This window comes from Gordonia crocea, from assembly GCF_009932435.1.
Lineage (GTDB): Bacteria > Actinomycetota > Actinomycetes > Mycobacteriales > Mycobacteriaceae > Gordonia > Gordonia crocea.
In genome coordinates, this window is sequence record NZ_BJOU01000011.1 from 40,249 (window position 1) to 58,436 (window position 18,188).

An 18,188-nucleotide genomic window follows, 5' to 3' on the forward strand; every position below is an offset into this window, starting at 1 on the left:
GCTCAGACCTCGATCACCTCGGCCTCGGGCAGCGGCCGTTCCCCGGCCTTGCGCGCCAGCTGCTCGTTGGCGTAGCGCAGGATCACCGCCACGGTCGCGACCACCGGCACGGCGAGGAAGGCGCCGCTGATGCCGAACATGGAGCCGCCGAGCATGACGGCGAGCAGCACGATCGCCGCGTGCAGTTGCATGACCTTGGCCTGCAACCACGGCTGCAGCACGTTGCCCTCGAGCTGCTGCACCGCCAGGATCACGACGAGCATGACCACCGCGGCCACCCAGCCTTTGCCGACGAGCGCGACCAACACGGCCAGGGCGCCGGCCACCACCGCACCCACGATGGGCACGAAACCCGCGATGAACGTGAGGACGGTCAGCACGCCAGCCAGCGGTACGCCGAGGATGAACAACGCGGCACCGATGAACACCGCGTCGACGAAGCTGACGATCGCCTGGGTGCGGATGAAGCCCGAGAGGGTCGTCCAGATCCGGCCCAGGAGATCGGCGAGATGACCGCCGGCCCGATCACCGGCCGTGCGGCGCAGCCACGGCAGGAACTTCGGCCCGTCTTTGAGGAAGAAGAACACGAGGATCAAAATCGTGAACACCATCATCAGCGTGGACGTCGCCGTGGAGACGCCGCTGACCGCCGACTGCGCGATCGAGCCCGCACTGGACTCGACCTTCTTCTGAATGGCGTCGAGCGCCTTGGAGATCTGGTCGTCGCCGATGTTGAACGGCGGTCCCTTCAACCAATTCTTGGCCTGCGTGATCCCGTCTGCGGCCTTGCGGCCCAGGTCGTCTGCCTGACCCACCACCGAGGGCACGATCCCGGCGACGACGCCGATCATCACCAAGATCCCGCCCACGGTCACGAGCCCGGCGGCCACCGAATCGGCGATGCCGTGTCGGCGCAGAAACGACACTGCCGGCCACAGCACCGTCGCGAACAGCAGGGCCAGCGCCACCGGCAGCACCCCGCTCCACACCTTGCCCAGGATCGTGCCCAGGACCCACAGCAGCAAAGCGACGACGATGATCTGTCCCGATACCCGCGCCGCGCTGGCCAGCCAGTCGCCCATCACCTGCAGCCGGTCACGGGCCTGCGGCACGGCGGTGAAGTCGTCGTCGGTCGTGGGGGTCGCGGAGCCCGGGTCCGCAGCATCGTTGGTCACCGCCGCATTGTCACACAGCCCGCGCGCCGCGGCCCGGGAAGCGGTCGCCCACCGCCATGTCGGATTCCCGCTAGCCCCGCCCGCCTGCACAGTGCGACAGTGGAGGTCATGACCACGCCGACGCTGGACTTCGACCGCTGCTACGGCGCCCTCGAATCCCGGGACGAGCGCTTCGACGGCCAGTTCGTCGTGACCGTCGCCAGCACCGGCATCTACTGCCGGCCGTCCTGCCCGGCACGCACCCCCAAGCGGGCCAACGTGGCCTTTGTCGCAACGGCCGCGGCCGCGCAGCGCCTCGGGTTCCGTGCCTGTCGGCGCTGCCTGCCCGACGCCGTCCCCGGGTCGCCGCGCTGGGACCACGCCGCCGACGTCGCCGCGCGGGCCATGCGCCTCATCGCCGACGGGGTCGTCGACCGCGACGGCGTGGGCGGCCTCGCGGCCGCACTGGGCTACTCACCCCGCCAGCTTGAGCGCATCCTCACCGCCGAGTTCGGCGCCGGCCCCCTCGCCCTCGCCCGGGCCCAGCGCGCCACCAACGCCCGAATCCTGTTGACCCGAACCGACTTGTCCATGACCGAGGTGGCCTACGCCGCGGGGTTCAGCAGCGTCCGCCAGTTCAACGACACCATCCGCTCGGTCTTCGCGGCTGCGCCGTCCCAACTGCGCGGGACCCCGTCGCCAGAGGCCGCGGTCGACCGGCGCATCACCCTGCGACTCCCGTTCCGGGCACCGCTGGACTCCCGGTGGTTGCGCTGGCACCTGGCCGCCCACGCGATTCCCGGCCACTCCACCGCCGAGCAACGCATCCTGACACTGCCGCACGGACCGGCACTGGCCGACATCGGCTTCGCCGACCGGCACGTGACCCTGCGGTTGCGCCACCTCGACCTGCGCGACCTTGGTGCCGCAGTCAGCCGGGTGCGGCGGCTGCTCGACCTCGACGCCGACATCGCCACCGTCGACTCGGCACTCGCCCGCGGCCGGTTCGCCCCGCTCGTGCGCAGCGCCCCCGGCGTACGCGTACCGGGGACTTCCGATCCGTTCACCTCGGTGGTCTCCACCATGGTGGGACAGCAGATCAGCACGGCGGCGGCCCGCACGCACCTGGGTCGGTTGGTGGCCGAACTCGGCGCTCCCGCACCCTGGACCAGCGACGACGGCCCGACGCGACTGTTCCCCTCCCCCGCCGCGATCGCCGAATCCGGCTCGACCGTACTGCGCGGACCACGGCGCCGGATCAACGCCATCGTCGGCATCGCACGGGCCATCGCCGACGGGGAGATGGAACTGCACGCCGGGGTTGATGCGTCCCAGTCACACGACGCCTTGTTGGCCCGCCCCGGCATCGGCGCCTGGACCGCGGACTACCTCACGATGACGGTGGCCGGCGATCCCGACGTCGCCCTGGACACCGATCTGGTGGTGGCGCGAACCGCCGCCGACCTGTCCATCGACCGTGCCGGGTTGGCCGACACCGCGCCGTGGCGCTCCTACGCCTCGATGAGGTTGTGGCGCCATCGCCTGCTCACCGTTCCAGATACCGAAGGACCAGCCTCATGACCACCCCGACCACGGCCCATCTGACGGTCGCCACCCCGAACGGGCCGTTCACCGTCCTCCACGACGGGCGGGCCGTCCTCGCCTCGGGGTGGACCGAGGACCCGGACTATCTGGCCGCCCTGGTGCACCCGGCACTGCGGCCCGAGAGCCTCCGTCCCGATGAGGCCCAGCTCGACGAAACCGCCGGCTTCGGCGACCGGATTCGCGAGGCGGTGGCCGCCTACTACGACGGGGACACCACCGCACCCGACCAGATCGACGTCCGCCAGCGCGGCGGCCCCTTCATCGAACAGGCCTGGAAAGCGCTGCGCACGGTGGCCCCCGGGGCGCCGCGCACCTACAGCGAGTTCGCCGAGTTGGCCGGCAACCCCGGGGCCGTCCGGGCAGCCGCGCGGGCCTGCGCCACCAACGCGGCGGCGCTGTTCGTGCCGTGCCACCGGATCCGGCGCACCGACGGCGGTCTCGGCGGGTTCCGCTACGGGGTGGAGACCAAGCGCTGGCTGCTCGATCACGAGGGCTGACACCGCCCACCGGGGAAGGTAACCGGGGAATGTCAGGGGGTTCTGCGACGATCGGCGCATGACTACCACCGCGGTCATCGCCCTCGTCTGTGTCTGTGTGCTGGCCGGCTTCGCCGTCGGATGGAGCGCCCAGGCCTCCCGGTCGGCCCCCGCGCTGGCGGCGGCCCGCGCCGAGGCGCGAGCCGTGCGCGAGTCGGCCGATCTCGCGTCGCACGCACTCGCCTCCGCCAGCGAGGACGCCGCCCGCCTCCAATCGGCGGCCATCGGCGCCTCGGTGAACCACGTGGTGGGACCGCTGCACGAATCCCTGCACCGGCTGGCCGAGCAGGTCCAGCGCACCGAGCGCGACCGGATTGGCGCGTACGCGGGGCTGAGCGAGCAGGTCCGCGACATGGCCCAGGCGTCGCACCGCCTCGGCATGACCACCCAGGCCCTGACCAACGCCCTGCACACGCCGCACCTGCGCGGCCGGTGGGGCGAGATGCAACTGGAACGCGTCGTCGAACTGGCCGGCATGACCAAGCACTGTGATTTCTCGACCCAGGTCAGCGCGACGGCCGACGGGAACGCGGTGCGGCCCGACCTCGTCGTCCACCTCGTCGGCGACCGCCACCTCGCCGTCGATGCCAAAGTCCCGCTGCACGCCTACCTCGACGCGCTTGCCGCCACCGACCCTGATCAGCGCGACCGCCACCTGGCCGATCACGCGCGGGCCGTGCGCTCCCACATCGCGGCCCTGGCCTCGAAGTCGTACTGGTCGGCCTTCGGGTCCAGCCCCGAGTTGGTGGTCATGTTCCTGCCCGGCGACCCCATTCTGGAAGCCGCCGCACGGGCGACGCCCGACCTGTTCGACTACGCCTATTCGCGCAACGTCGTCCTAGCCACCCCGTCGTCGCTCATCGCCCTGCTGCGGGCCGGGGCACTGGGCTGGCAGCAGCAGTCGCTCACCGAGGAAGCACGCACCATTCACGCGCTGGGCAAGGAATTGGCCGGTCGGCTCGACAGCGTGCTGACCCACTTCGACCGGGTCGGCACCAGCCTGGGCAAAGCCGTCGAGTCGTACAACGCGACGGTGGGAGCGGTGCAGAACAGACTGGCCGTGACCGCGCGCAAGCTGAGCGAACTGGACACCTTCGCCTCCGCCGAGGCCCCCGCCGAACCCCGGGCGGTGACGGCACAAGTCCGCCAAACAGTCCATTCCGCTCCCACCGGAGGGTGAGGCCCGACACCCACACCCGCATTGGGTTACCGGCAATCACCGTGCGACCCGGTACCGTTAAAACGTGCGATTCCTGCAAGCCGAACCCGACCTGCCCCTGGCCGAGCAGTCCGCCGCCGCCAATCGGCGTGGTGTGCCGTGGTGGGGCGCGGTCCTCATCGCGTTCGGTTTCGCCCTGTTCGGCGTCATCCTCGACTCCGCCACCGCCCGCTTGTTCACCCTGTCCGAGGGGATCCACGCCCGGCAGGTCTGTTTTGTCCTCGGCTGCCTCCTCGCGGCCCTGGCTGTCCGCAACCGGGCGTTGTTCACCGCTGCGGTCCAAACCCCGCTCATCGCGGTGGCGCTGGTCATCGCCCGGGTCATCGGTGTCCAACTCAAGGGGCTCCTGACCGACGCCCACATCCCCCAGCTCGATTCGCTGCTGATCAAGCAGGTGTTCGCGTTCTCCAACGACTTCCCGGTCATCCTGTTCACCTTCCTCGCCGTGCTCACCGTCGTGATCGCGCGATGGTGGCGCTACCGTCAGGCGCGGGCTGCCGCCACCCTGTCGCAGCAATCGACGAAGACGAAGACGTCGGCCGACAAGCGCAAAACGGCCAAGGCCGCCGCCGAGGAGGTCACCGACTCGGCGACGCCGGCCGGCCCCAAACCGGAGTCCGCCGCCACCCGTGCCAGCCGGGCTGCCGCCGCCGCCCAGGCCAACCCGCGGCCGGCTCCGCGGGTGCGCCCCGCCGGCGACCCCGGGCTGCGCGCCAGCCCCGCCGTCGTCCCCAGCTCTCGTGGGGCCCGTCCGCCGGCCGGTCGGCCCGGCGAACCGGCGGTCCGGCCCCGGCAGAACCGCATGACCGCCGGTGCGGTCTCCCGCGAACGCGCAGCCTCACCGCAGCCGCAGCACCAGCCGCGCCCCGCGTCGGCACCGTCGCAGCAGCCCCCGCAAAGCCTGCGCCGTACGGCACCCCCGCCGCTCGACGACGAAGGTTTCTGAACGGCGCCCGCTAGCTGTACTTCCCCGTGAGGTTGTGTACGCGGTCTGAGGGGACTTGGCCGCCGATCCCGGTGTGGGGTCGGTGGTGATTGTAGTGGTGGAGCCATGCGGTGTAGGCGGCTTCTCGTTCGGCTTCGCTGGCATAGGGTTTCGCGTAGGCCCATTCGGCGGCCAGGGTCCGGTTGAAGCGTTCGACCTTCCCGTTCGTCTGTGGCCGGTAGGGCTTGGTCTTCTTGTGTTTGATCCCGGCGTCGGCCAGTGCTTCGGCGAACATCGTTGAGCGGTAGCAGGAGCCGTTGTCGGTCATCACTGCGGTCACCCTCACACCGTGCTCGGCGAAGAACGCGTTCGCCCGCCGCCAGAAGCCGGCCGCGGTCTCCTTGCGTTCGTCATCAAGGATCTCCGAGTACGCCACCCGGGAGTGGTCATCGACGGCGTGGTGCAGGTAGCGGTAACCACGCGAGCCCGGTGCTCCCGAGCGTGCTGCCCGGTCGCGGGCCACACCGGCGGTACGGTCGGCGGCTGATCCGCGACCATGCACACGCCAGCCGCCGCCGTCGGGGATTCGGCCTTGTTTCTTGATGTCGACGTGCACGAGCTGGCCGGGCCGGCCGACCTCGTACCGTTTCGGTTTCGGTCTGCGTACCGGCAGTCCGGTGGCCTGGTCGATATTGGCCAGCAGCGGCATCTGATAGCGGTCGAGGACCCGGCCGACCGTCGAACGCGGGATACCCAGGTGATAGGCGATCCGATGCGGGCCCCACCGGCGGGTGCAGCGCAGGTTGATGATCCGGCGCTCGGTGCGGCGGGGCAGCCGGGCCGGTGAACGTGTGGGCCGGGAACTGCGGTCGGTCAGCACCTGGCCGGCGCGGTAGCGGTCGGCCCACCGCTTGGCTGTGGCCGGTGAACACTGGAACCGTTCGGCAGCGCGCCGCAGTGACCAGCCCTGGTCCACCACGAGTGAAGCAAGACGTCGACGCCCCTCGGGCGTCAAAGGTGCGTTAGCGTGAGTCACGAAGACCTCCGTGGCTAGATGGTGGTTGTGGTAACCCACATCCTGCCCGGAGGTCTTCGCCTCACCTCAGATGTTCACAACGTGTCGGGGAAGTACAGCTAGCCCAATCCGGAATCGTCGAACCAGTCCGCCAGCAGCTGCGCCGCCGCGTCGATCCGGGCGGGCCAGTCGACGGCCGATTCGTCGGCGGAGTCGCTGACCACCTTCACCAAGCGCAGCGGTACGTCGAACTCGGCCGCCACCCGGGCGAACGCCGCCCCCTCCATATCCAACAGGTCGGCGATCGCCGCCAGCTCGGCCCGGCGCGCCGAATCGTTGATGAAGCTGTCCCCGGTCGCCAATACCGTCCCGTCCCCGTCGGCGATGTCCCAGCTCGACGCCGTCGGGTAGCCCAGCCCGGCCAGGGTCTGGGCGTCCAGGTCGTGCTCGGTGACCCGCGACGGCAGGAAGAGACCGCTGTGGTGGTCGTGCAGCGCCCCGGCCGTGCCGATGTTCACCACGGTCGAAACCGGCGGGTCGATGCCGTGGCGGGACCGCGTCAGCGCCGCGGTCAACGCCATCGCGGCGGTCGCCTTTCCGAGGCCGGTGATGACCAGTCGCGTACCGTTGCGCAGGTGCGCCGCCTCGGCCCGCGTCGCCGAAACCACCAGTACTGACGAGTAGCGAGTTGGATTCGTCACGTTGGAGAAGGTTACGTGAGAGTAGGCATACACAGCACGGCCGTTACTCCCTACGATGAAGCGGTCCGTTCGGGCACGACCCGAACTGCTTCGCGTGCCCAAAACCATCAGCCCGGGCCGCGATGCCGCCCCCGCCCCGCCATCAATCACGATTCGATGGCCTGACGCAGAGAGAACGAATGTTTCGTCGTATCGCCATTGTCAACCGGGGTGAGGCCGCCATGCGCCTCATCAACGCTGTTCGGGACCTCAACGCCGAGACCGGCCAGGACGTTGCGACGATCGCACTCGTCTCCGACGTGGACCGCACCGCCACCTTCGCCCGCGAAGCCGACGCTTCCTTCGACTTGGGCCCCGCCGCCGAGCGCCCCTACCTGAACCTCGAGCTGCTCGAGCGCGCCCTGCGCGAGACCGGCGCCGACGCCGCCTGGGTCGGCTGGGGCTTCGTCGCCGAAGACCCCGCTTTCGCCGAACTGTGCGAGCGCATCGGCGTCACCTTCATCGGCCCGTCCCCCGACGCGATGCGCAAACTCGGCGACAAGATCGGCGCCAAGCTGATCGCCGAGGAGGTCGGCGTCCCGGTCGCACCGTGGAGCGGCGGCGAGGTCCGCACCCAGGAGGAGGCCGTGACGGCCGCCGAGAAGATCGGCTACCCGCTGATGCTCAAGGCCACCGCCGGCGGCGGCGGTCGCGGCATCCGCCGCGTCGACGACGAGGCCGACCTCGTCGACGCCTACCAGCGCACCCGCGACGAGGCCGAGCGGGCCTTCGGCAGCGGCGTCGTCTTCCTGGAGCGCCTCGTCACCGGTGCGCGCCACGTCGAGGTCCAGGTCATCTCCGACGGCGAAACCGCCTGGGCGCTGGGCGTCCGCGACTGTTCGGTCCAGCGACGCAACCAGAAGGTCATCGAGGAATCGGCGTCACCGGTTCTGAGCCCCGAGGAGATCGACGAGGTCAAGACCTCGGCCGAGCGCCTCGCCGTCGCCGTCGGCTACCGGGGCGCGGCCACCGTCGAGTTCCTCTACCACCCGGGCGAGAAGTTGTTCGCCTTCCTCGAGGTCAACACCCGCCTGCAGGTGGAGCACCCGATCACCGAGGTCACCAACAGTTTCGACCTGGTCCGCGCGCAGCTGCACGTCGCCTCCGGCGGCAAGCTGGCCGGCGAACGCCCCCTTGAGCGCGGCCACGCGGTGGAGGCCCGCCTCAACGCCGAGGACCCCGACCGCGACTTCGCCCCCTCCCCCGGACACATCGCCCGGCTCAACCTGCCCACCGGTCCCGGTATCCGCGTCGACACCGGGGTCAGCGAGGGCGACACCATCCCGGCGGACTTCGACTCGATGATCGCCAAGATCATCGCCTACGGCAGCACCCGCGACGAGGCGCTCGGCCGGCTCCGCCGCGCGATGTCGCGCACCGGCGTCATCATCGAGGGCGGTGCCACCAACAGCAGCTTCATCATCGACCTGCTCAACCAGCCCGAGGTCATCGACGGCAGCGCCGACACCGGCTGGATCGACCGCGTGCGCGGGGAAGGCCGCCTGGTCTCCTACGAGCACTCCTCGATCGCCCTGGCCGTGGCCGCCATCGCCGCCTACGAAGAGGCCGAGACCGCCGAGTTGCAGCGCCTGCTGGCGACCGCGACCGGTGGCCGCCCCCAGGTCCACCACGAGAGCGGCCGCCCGCTGGACTTCAAGCTCCGCGGCGCCACCTACCGGGTCCGGGTCGCCCGGATCGGCGGGCACCAGTTCCGCGTCGTGATCGAGGCCGGCGGCGAGGTGCGGACCGCCGACGTCGAGTTGGAGCGCTTCGACTCCTACGCGGCCCGGATCACCGTGAACGGCACCCGTTACCGCGTGCTCGCCGACACCCAGGGTCCGATCTCGGTCGTCGACGTCAACGGCGTCTCCCACCGGGTCAGCCGCGACGAGGGCGGGATCGTGCGCGCCCCCGCCCCGGCACTGGTCATCGCCACCCCGTTGGCGGTGGGCGGCGAGGTCGAGGCGGGCGATCCGATTCTCGTCCTGGAGTCGATGAAGATGGAGACGGTGCTGCGCGCACCGTTCAAGGCCCGCCTCAAGGAGTGCGAGGTCACCGTCGGGGCCCAGGTCGAGGCCGGGGCGCCGATGCTGCGCCTGGAACCGATCGAGGACGACGACGACACCGCCGACGCCACCGATGAGACCGTCGTCCTGGACCTGCCCGAGGCATCCGGCGACGTCGACCCCGCCGAGCGCGCCGACCGCGACCGCGAGGAGCTGCGCAGCCTGCTCATGGGCTTCGACGTGAATCCCGACGAAGGCCGCCAGCCGCTCGACGACTATCTCCAGACGCGGGCGGCGGTGGTCGCCCGGAGTGGATCGCCGCTCACCGAAGAGGCCGATCTCATCGACGTCTTCGCCGATCTGGCCGAGCTCGCCCGGATCCGCCCGAAGGACGACGACGCCGTCGACGAGCGCGTGCACAGCGCCCGGGAGCACTTCCACACCTACCTGCAGAGCCTCGACGTCGAGGTCGCCGGCCTGCCGGAGTCGTTCCAGACCCGGCTGTCTTACGCGCTGGGCCACTACGGCATCGACGACCTGGAGCGCAACGTCGATTTGGAGGGCGCCGTCTTCCGTGCCTTCCTCGCCCTGCAGCGCCAAGAGGACACCGCGCCGGTCATCGCCGCCCTGCTGCGCCTGTGGCTCAACGAGCCGATCCCCGACGAGGCCCTGCGCGATCCGGTCGGCTCCGCGCTGGAACGGCTCGTCTCGGCCACCCAGGTCCGCTTCCCGGCGCTGGCCGACCTGGCCCGCGGGGTGCTGCACAACTGGTTCGGCCGCCCGCGCCTGCACCGCACCCGCGAGCACGTCTACTCCGAGGTGCGCGGCCACCTCGCCGAGCTCGACGCCAACCCGGAGGCCGGCGACCGACCCGAGCGCATCGCGGCGATGGTCGGCAGCACCGAACCGTTGGTCAGCCTGCTCGGCCGACGGCTGGCCGAGGGCCTGGACAACAGCGTGATGCTCGAGGTCCTGACCCGCCGCTACTACGGCAACAAGGGGCTGTCGGCGGTGACCCGCCGCGAGGCCGGCGGTTCGACGTTCGTCAGCGCCGAACGCGACGGGACGCTGTTGGTCTCGGCGGCCACGGACTTCGCCGGCCTCGCGGCCGCCATCAGCGGCCTCGCCGAGATCGCCGACGGCGCCGCGTCGATCGACGCCGACATCTACGTCAGCTGGCCCGACCAGCCCAACAGCTACGACGAGATGGCCGCGGCGATCCACGACGCGGTGAGCGCCAAGGTGCTGCCCAAGCAGGTCCACCGCGTCACGATCACCGTGGCGGCGGCCGACAGCGAGTCGATGCACCACCACTTCACGTTCCGGCCGTCGGCCACCGGCCTGACCGAGGACCGGCTCATCCGCGGGCTGCACCCCTACATCGCGCAGCGCATGCAGATGGAGCGGTGGCGCAAGTTCGACCTCACCCGGCTGCCCTCCTCCGACGAGGAGGTCTACCTGTACCGCTGCGTCGCCAAGGCGAATCCCGCCGACGAGCGGCTGGTCGCCTTCACCCAGATCCGGGACCTCACCGCGGTCAACGGCGAGGACGACACGCGCCTGCTGACCCTGCCGACGGCGGAGGCGAATTTCGCGATCTGCGTTGATTCCATCCGCCGCGCCCAGGAGCAGCGGCCGCGGTCCAAGCGGTTCAGCACCAACCGGATCGTCATGTACATCTGGCCGCCGATCGACGTCACCCAGGAACAGTTCCGCTACGTCGTGGAACACACCCTGACCAACTCGGTCTCCACCGAGGGCCTGGGTCTCGAGGAGATCCTGCTCATCGGCCGCCAGCGTGACAAGGACACCGGCGAACTGCGCAAGATTGCCGCACACATCACCACCGACGCCGCCGGCAAGACCCACATCACGGTCGGCGATCCGTCCGACGAACCGGTCGAACCGCTCGACGCCTACCGCCAGAAGGTGTTGCGCGCGCGCAGCCGCGGCACGGTGTACCCCTACGAGCTGACCGACCTGCTCGGCGACTTCACCGAGTACGACCTCGACGAGTCGAACGCGCTGGTCCCCGTCGACCGCCCCAAGGGCGCCAACACCGCCGCCGTCGTCGTCGGCACCGTCAGCACGCCGAGCGCCAAGTTCCCCGAAGGGGTGCGACGGGTCATCGTGCTGGGCGATCCGACCAAGTCGCTGGGCTCGCTCGCCGAACCCGAGTGTCGCCGGATCATCGCGGCGATGGACCTCGCCGAGGAGAGCCGCATCCCCTTCGAGTGGTACGCGCTGTCCTCGGGCGCGGCCGTGGAGATGGACTCGGGCACCGAGAACCTGGACTGGGTGGCCGCGGCGCTCAAGCGGATCGTCGAGTTCACCCAGGACGGCCACGAGATCAACATCGTCGTCACCGGGATCAACGTCGGCGGCCAGGCGTACTGGAACGCCGAGGCGACCATGCTGATGCACACCCGCGGCATCCTGGTGATGACCCCGGATTCGGCGATGGTGCTGACCGGGAAGCAGGCCCTGGACTTCTCCGGCGGCGTGTCCGCGGAGGACAACTACGGCATCGGCGGTTTCGACCGCGTCATGGGCCCCAACGGCCAGGCGCAGTATTGGGCGCCCGACCTGCCGGCGGCCCGCGACATCCTGATGAACTACTACGAGCACACCTACGTCGCCCCAGGCGAGGATGCCCCGCGGAGTGCGACGACGTCCGACCCGGTCGACCGCGACATCTCCGACTTCCCGCACGCCGTCGAGGGCAGCGACTTCGCCACGGTCGGCGAGATCTTCTCCGCGGAGAAGAACCCGGACCGCAAGAAGCCGTTCGACATCCGCGCGGTGATGCGCTCGGTCGCCGACCAAGACCATTCGATGGCCGAGCGCTGGGCCGCGATGGCCGACGCGGAGAACACCGTGGTGGCCGACACGCACCTGGGCGGAACCCCGGTCTGTCTCATCGGCATCGAGTCCAAGCCGGTCCCCCGGCGCGGATTCCTGCCGACCGACGGCCCGGACACGTTTACCGCGGGAACGCTGTTCCCGCTGTCGTCGAAGAAGGCGGCCCGGGCGATCAACGCGGCGAGCGGCAACCGCCCCGTCGTCGTGCTGGCCAACCTGTCCGGCTTCGACGGCTCACCGGAGTCGATGCGCAAGCTGCAGCTGGAGTACGGCGCCGAGATCGGGCGGGCCATCGTCAACTTCGACGGACCGATCGTCTTCTGCGTGATCTCCCGCTACCACGGCGGCGCGTTCGTGGTCTTCTCCAAGGCGCTCAACCCGAACATGACGGTGCTGGCCATCGAGGGTTCATACGCCTCGGTGCTCGGCGGTGCCCCCGCCGCGGCCGTCGTGTTCGCCGGCGACGTCCGGTCGCGGACTGCTGCGGATCCGCGCGTGCAGGAGTTGGAGCGGCGCATCGCCGATTCGACCGGCACCGACCGGGCGACGCTGGCCGCCGAACTCGACGACCTGCGGTCGTCGGTGCGTGCGGAGAAGATCGCCGAGATCGCCGCCGAATTCGACGCGGTGCACAGCATCGAGCGGGCCGTGCAGGTCGGCTCGGCCGACGAGATCATCCAGGCCTCGCAACTGCGGCCGCGGATCATCGACTCGATCCGCCGCGGCAACTCCTGAGCAACGCCGCCGGGGGCTCAGGCCCCCGGCGCGTTGACCTGGCGGGGGGCCGCCTTGGCCTTGGGCGGCGCCTTGCGTGCGAGGCGCGCGAACTGGTCGTTGGCGATCCGCATCACGACCTCGTAGGGGAACGCGAATTTGCGCGCCCACCAGTAGCCGAAGCGGATGTCGAACGACGTGTAGACGATGTATCGGTTCTTCTTGATGCCCTTGATGATTGCCGCCGCGGCCTTTTCCGGCGACGCGGCCACGCGGTGGAAGTTGCCGATCGCGGTGGCCACCTCCTCGTTGTCCCGGTCGATGCCGACGATGTCGACCGTGTTGACCAGTGGCGTCGCCACCGCTCCCGGGCACACGAGACTGACGCCGATGTGGTGGCGCCGCAGGTCGAATCGCAGCACCTCCGACACCCCGCGCAGACCGAACTTGCTGGCGCTGTAGGCGGCGTGCCACGGCAGCGCGAGCAGGCCGGCGGCCGACGAGACGTTGACGAGGTGCCCGCCCTGGCCACGGGCGACCATCTGCGGCACGAAGCACTCGATGATGTGGATCGGCCCCATGAGGTTCACATCGACCATGGACTTCCAGTGCCGGTGCTCCAGGTTCTCCACCGTGCCCCAGGCGGAGATTCCGGCGATGTTCATGACGACGTCCATGACGCCGACCTCGGCGTCGACGGACTGGGCGAACTTGACCACCCAGTCGTAGTCGGACACATCGCCGGCCTGGTGGTAGAGCACGGTTCCCCCGGCGGCCCGGACATCGGCGGCGAGTTCGTCGAGTGGCTCGGGATGCAGGTCGGTGACGACCAGTTCGGCCCCCTCGGCCGCGGCGGCGAGCGCCGTGGCACGGCCGATTCCGCTTGCCGCACCGGTGATCAGGACCTTGCGCCCGCGCAGCGAGCGCACCGGCGGGGCCATGTAGAACAAATCCTTGAGACTCATGCCACACAGCGTAGCCCTCAGAGATCCGCCTCTCGATCCGGTCGCGAACACCGCATCCGATCCCGGGACCGCAGCCGGGCCGGTCAGATCGGCAGCTTGCCCCCGAAAAGGCCGTACACGACGGCGAGCATCGCCTTGAGCACCTCGGACCCGGCGTCGGCGGCCGGACCGGTCAGGAAGGAGGTGATCCCGCCCAGGTCCCCGCTGCGCATCATCTGCTGGACCCCGGGGAGCAGGCCCGCCAGACCCGACCCGTCCGGCGCCGCCGGTCCGTCGCCGACCTTGCCCAGCAGCCCCGTTCCGGCGCTCGACCCGGTCAGGTAGTTCAGTGCGCCGTCGGTCACCGCGGTCGCGTACTTGATCTGGCTGTCGTGGGCCGCGAGCGCCTGTGCCTCAGTCGGGTTGGACAGGTTGCCCATCTCGACGAATACCAGCGGCACGTGGGTCGTGTTCGGACCGGCGATGTCGGACCGCTCTTGGATCCCGTCATTCGCCCCGACATAGTTGGACGGGGTGAAGCCGGCCTTCTTGAACGCATCGCGCATCACGGTCGAGGCCTTGCGCCCTTCGCCGCGCTGGACGGCGTCGGCCTTCTTGTCGGGCACCGGCAGCTTCGGCACGATCAGGTGAAAGCCGCGCTTGCCCGGGTCGGAGCCCTGGCTCGACGAGTCGGCGTGGATGCTGATGGCGAGGTTGGCGCCGGAGCGGTTGGCCGCCGCGGCCCGCTCGTCGATGCACCCGCCCCACCCGGTGTCATCGTTGCGGCTGAGCACCACGCGGGCGCCTTGGCTTTCCAGCGCCCCCTTGACCAGCTGGGCCACCTGCCAGTTCACCGTGTGTTCCTTGACCCCGTTGACCCCGGTCGCGCCCGAGGTCTGGCAGGGCTTGCGCCCGCCCCGCCCGTCGGGTACCTGCTTGTTCAGCGAGTGTCCGGCCGCCGACCCCTGGTGCCCGGGGTCGAGGAAGACGGTCTTGCCCGACAACTGTTTGGCCCCCGGCACCGCCGGAGCCGGTGCCGCCGGGGCGGGTGCCGCCGGGGCCGGGGCCGCCGGACGCGGCGCGGCGTGCGTCGGCGCCGACACCGCGATCGATGCCGACGCGGCAACGAACAACGCAACGCTGGTCATGGTCTTGCGCATTTCTGAAAGCCCCTCCGGGTGCCAAACACCACTAGTCACACTAGTCACTTCTTTAACAAGTGAACCATCGCGCACCACGCCCCGGCCAGTTCGCCGACGGAGTTGTTAGCAGGCTGTGACGTACCCCGTGACCGCCGTTACCCCGCCCCCTGCGCGGTGTCCGGGTCGTAGCGGAGCAGGCTCAGCGGACCGAACTCGTCGTCCGCGTCCACCGCGGTCAGGTCCGCGCAGGCCACCCGGGCCGACGCCACATCCAGTCCCGCACCGATCAACACGATGGTGTTGCGCGACGCCCCCTCGCCCCGCCGTGCCGCCCGTGCGGCGCGGACGCGTCCACCCACCGCGGACAGCTCGAGCGTCCCGCGGAAGAACTCCGACTCGACCTCGACCCAGCCCTTGATCCGGTAGCAGCCCGCCGGTGGCCGCTCCACCAGCCGGGCCACCGCACGTGGATTGACCGGCCCGTCGCCCTCCCACGTGAATTGCTGGTAGTCCTCGTGCAGGTGGTGGTGACCGGCATGCGCACCGTCATCCGGCCCGTCCTGCGCCCGCAGCAGGTCGTCCAGCGTCAGTTGCTCCGCACCGACGCGCTCCGGCCGCGGACCCGCGTCGACGAGGATCGCGGGGTCGACCGCCCCCTCGGCCGTGACGACGCGCGCCGCGGTCGGGTTGACCGTATCCAGCTCCGCCCCCACCGACGCCAGCGTTGCACCGTCAACCAAGTCGGCCTTGTTGACCACCACCAGGTCGGCAACCCGGGTGTGCCGCAGCGCCTCGGCAGGAAGATCGCCGGCGGCGGCCGCCGCGGCGTCGACGACATAGACCATCCCGCCGTAGGCCACCTGCGGGTCGGCCATCCCCACCACGCGGCGGATCATGCTGACCGGGTCGGCGATCCCCGACGTCTCCACCACCACCGCGTCGACGTCGGTGCGCACCAAGCGGGCCAACGCGTCGTCGAAGCCGTCGGAATCGGTTGCGCAACACAGGCACCCGTTGCCGAATCCCACGACCCCGTCGACTTGGCTGGCGACCATCAGGGCGTCGACGTTGACCGCACCGAAATCATTGACACAAACCCCCAGCCGCCGGCCGTCGGCATGGCGCAACAGATGGTTGAGCACGGTCGTCTTCCCCGCTCCCAGGAATCCGCCGAGAATGATCACCGGCGTGGGACTAGGCACCGAGACACCCTTCGCACACCACGACGAGATCTCTCCCCTCCGCATCGGGAAAGTTCGCCACGTTCTTGGTCGCGTTGCCACACCGACTGCATCGGCCGATGACCGCGGCATGATCGGAGAAGTCGACGCTCATTCGATCGTCGAAGACGTACATCGAGCCCTCCCACAACCCGTCATCGCCATACTGCTCGCCATAGCGGACGATTCCACCGTCGATCTGATAGACCTCGGAGAATCCCCGTTCGACCAGCAAGGCGCTAAGGACCTCGCACCGGACTCCACCGGTGCAATAGGTGATGACTGGACGATCGCGATACTCGTCGAAACGACCGCCGTCGACAAAGTCGAGAAGGTCGCGCGTGGTCTGCGCGGGGGGTATGACGGCATTGCGGAATCGCCCGATCTGGCCCTCGATGGCATTTCGCCCGTCGATGAAGACGACCTCGTCACCACGCCGCTGAACCAATGCGTTTACCTGTGTCGGACTCAAGTGGACGCCTGTCCCGACCACCCCGTCGGCGTCCACACGCACCCGCGACGGGTCGCCGAAGGTCACGATCTCGGGGCGGACCTTCACCGAGAGCCGCGGAAAATCGGCTCCCCCGCCCTCCGACCACTTGATATCGGCATCGGCGAACGCGGGGTATTGCCGGGTCGCTCTGACGTACCGTTTGACGTCGGGGAGGTCACCTCCGACGGTGGCGTTGATACCGTGGGGCGACACGATGATTCGACCGGTCAGCCCCGACGTCGACGCCAGCGCGAGTTGCCACAGCCGGATGGCCTCCGGGTCGGACAGCGGCGTGAACACGTAGAACAGCACAATCTTGGGAGTCGCCACAGTGCAAGGTTACGGATATCGACGGCGCGCGCGGCGCCGGGTGCGGGTGGCCTGGGCCGGGGCCGCCGCACTCATGGTCGCGACGGCGGCGCTGTCGGTGAACGGCTGCTCGATCGTCTCCGACCTCGCCACCCCCGACGAGTCCCGCACGATCATCATCCCCGGGACCGATGCGCTCACCACGGAATCCTCGGTCGCCGCGACCGCGTCGACCGACCCGTCCGAAGACACCGACTCGGAGACGGGCCGGTGGGACGACTACTCCTACGGCCACGTCATCAACGTCGCGCCGCGCGCCGATGCCCAGCGGTATCACCGCGCCGCGAAGTCATCGCGGTCCCCACTGACGACGACGAGCGGATTTCACTTCAGCACCCCGGACCGGGCAGTGCAATGTTCGACCGGGGCGAATGGAACCGGGACACTGTCCTGCGTGTCCCGGCGGGTGGCGGGTCCACCGAACGCGCCCACCGGAACTCCGAGCACCTGCAAATGGAATCCGACGGCGGTCACCCTCGGCCCGGCCGGACCGGCGGCGGGCGCCTGTTCCGATCTCTATCCGGTAATGACTCGATCGACGATCCTTCCGTTCGGCGAGATGCTCGCCGTCGGCCGATTCAAATGCCTCAATTCGGTCGAGGGAATGTTCTGTATCCAGTCCACCGGCACCGGATTCGCCATCACCACCAATGGATTCCGCGAGATTCGCGCCGATCAACGCGCCCCGAAATCATTGCGCGGCCCCGCCCCTGATGAGGATCGACCGACGCGTAGCCGACCGTCATCGCGGCCCACCTCTTAATTCGCGTACAATTGCCAGCGTCCGTTAAGGAATTCCTGTTATCGTCTCTTTAGCCAATGGTGTTCACTAACGAGAAGCGCCGACAAACACGAGGGGTTATACAATGGCACGCAAGGCAGTAATCCAGATTTTCGATGATCTTGACGGCAAGCAGCTCGACGAGCACGAGACCGTCCGATTCAGCATCGACGGCCGGTCGTATGAATTCGACACCTCGCCCAAGAACGCCGCCGCATTCCGCGATTCGCTGGCCAAGTACATCGCGGCCGCGCGTCCGGTGCGGGCCGGCGGTCGCCGTCAGTCCGGCGGTCGCGGCAAGTTCGAGACCCAGAAGATCCGCGATTGGGCCAACGCCAACGGTTACACCGTGAGCGACCGGGGCCGGATCCCCGGACACATCGTCGAAGCCTACGAAGCGGCGAACTGACTTCCCCGAACAACAGCCCAGCGCCACGAAGGCCTCTGCCTTCGGGGCGCTGTT

The 18,188-nt window shown here is 69.6% G+C and carries 14 protein-coding genes; 7 read left to right on the plus strand and 7 right to left on the minus strand.

Going from position 1 to position 18,188, the window contains the following annotated elements; all coding sequences use genetic code 11:
• Nucleotides 1–2 precede the first annotated feature (2 nt).
• Entirely contained in the window at nt 3–1,175 is a 1,173-nt protein-coding gene (locus tag nbrcactino_RS14400) for an AI-2E family transporter (RefSeq protein WP_228460919.1), read from the minus strand.
• Nucleotides 1,176–1,283: 108 nt separating this feature from the next.
• On the opposite strand from nbrcactino_RS14400, the gene nbrcactino_RS14405 reads away from it, so the two are divergent.
• The 4 genes from nbrcactino_RS14405 (at nt 1,284) to nbrcactino_RS14420 (ending at nt 5,460) form a co-directional block, all read left to right on the plus strand.
• Complete coding sequence (locus tag nbrcactino_RS14405; protein WP_161928212.1) at nt 1,284–2,735, plus strand: Ada metal-binding domain-containing protein; 1,452 nt, start codon at nt 1,284–1,286, stop codon at nt 2,733–2,735.
• A complete protein-coding gene (locus tag nbrcactino_RS14410; RefSeq protein ID WP_161928213.1) occupies nt 2,732–3,256 on the plus strand; it encodes a methylated-DNA--[protein]-cysteine S-methyltransferase in 525 nt (174 codons plus the stop codon). The genes nbrcactino_RS14405 and nbrcactino_RS14410 overlap by 4 nt, the downstream gene beginning before the upstream one ends.
• 58 nt (nt 3,257–3,314) lie before the next feature.
• On the plus strand, nt 3,315–4,475 hold the full coding sequence (locus tag nbrcactino_RS14415) for a DNA recombination protein RmuC (RefSeq protein WP_161928214.1): 1,161 nt from the start codon (nt 3,315–3,317) through the stop codon (nt 4,473–4,475).
• A 64-nt stretch (nt 4,476–4,539) separates the two neighbouring features.
• Nucleotides 4,540–5,460, plus strand: coding sequence for a DUF6542 domain-containing protein (locus tag nbrcactino_RS14420; protein WP_161928215.1), 921 nt, complete (start codon nt 4,540–4,542; stop codon nt 5,458–5,460).
• A 10-nt stretch (nt 5,461–5,470) separates the two neighbouring features.
• Here the strand turns inward: nbrcactino_RS14420 and nbrcactino_RS14425 are convergent, their stop codons facing one another.
• The gene (locus tag nbrcactino_RS14425; RefSeq protein ID WP_161928216.1) at nt 5,471–6,475 is read right to left on the minus strand and encodes an IS481 family transposase; all 1,005 of its coding nucleotides are present in this window, start codon (nt 6,473–6,475) and stop codon (nt 5,471–5,473) included.
• Between the two features lie 98 nt (nt 6,476–6,573).
• Nucleotides 6,574–7,155: a nucleosidase gene (locus nbrcactino_RS14430; RefSeq protein WP_228460921.1), complete on the minus strand. Its 582-nt coding sequence runs from the start codon at nt 7,153–7,155 to the stop codon at nt 6,574–6,576.
• 179 nt (nt 7,156–7,334) lie between these two features.
• Between nbrcactino_RS14430 and nbrcactino_RS14435 the strand changes: the two genes are divergently transcribed.
• On the plus strand, nt 7,335–12,797 hold the full coding sequence (locus nbrcactino_RS14435) for an ATP-binding protein (protein ID WP_161928217.1): 5,463 nt from the start codon (nt 7,335–7,337) through the stop codon (nt 12,795–12,797).
• Between the two features lie 17 nt (nt 12,798–12,814).
• On the opposite strand, the gene nbrcactino_RS14440 is transcribed toward nbrcactino_RS14435, so the two are convergent.
• From nbrcactino_RS14440 to trhO, 4 genes are all read right to left on the minus strand, one after another.
• Nucleotides 12,815–13,741: an SDR family oxidoreductase gene (locus nbrcactino_RS14440; protein ID WP_161928218.1), complete on the minus strand. Its 927-nt coding sequence runs from the start codon at nt 13,739–13,741 to the stop codon at nt 12,815–12,817.
• Between the two features lie 83 nt (nt 13,742–13,824).
• A complete protein-coding gene (locus tag nbrcactino_RS14445) occupies nt 13,825–14,880 on the minus strand; it encodes an N-acetylmuramoyl-L-alanine amidase family protein (protein ID WP_228460922.1) in 1,056 nt (351 codons plus the stop codon).
• A gap of 137 nt (nt 14,881–15,017) precedes the next feature.
• Nucleotides 15,018–16,064, minus strand: a complete 1,047-nt coding sequence (locus tag nbrcactino_RS14450) for a CobW family GTP-binding protein (protein WP_228460924.1) — start codon at nt 16,062–16,064, stop codon at nt 15,018–15,020.
• A complete protein-coding gene (trhO, locus tag nbrcactino_RS14455; protein ID WP_161928220.1) occupies nt 16,057–16,905 on the minus strand; it encodes an oxygen-dependent tRNA uridine(34) hydroxylase TrhO in 849 nt (282 codons plus the stop codon). Before trhO ends, nbrcactino_RS14450 begins: the two co-directional genes overlap by 8 nt.
• Nucleotide 16,906: 1 nt before the next feature.
• Here trhO and nbrcactino_RS14460 point away from each other — a divergent pair, with 1 nt between their 5' ends.
• The gene (locus tag nbrcactino_RS14460; protein ID WP_161928221.1) at nt 16,907–17,707 is read left to right on the plus strand and encodes a hypothetical protein; all 801 of its coding nucleotides are present in this window, start codon (nt 16,907–16,909) and stop codon (nt 17,705–17,707) included.
• A gap of 103 nt (nt 17,708–17,810) precedes the next feature.
• Complete coding sequence (locus nbrcactino_RS14465) at nt 17,811–18,134, plus strand: histone-like nucleoid-structuring protein Lsr2 (RefSeq protein ID WP_161928222.1); 324 nt, start codon at nt 17,811–17,813, stop codon at nt 18,132–18,134.
• The last annotated feature ends 54 nt before the right edge of the window (nt 18,135–18,188 follow it).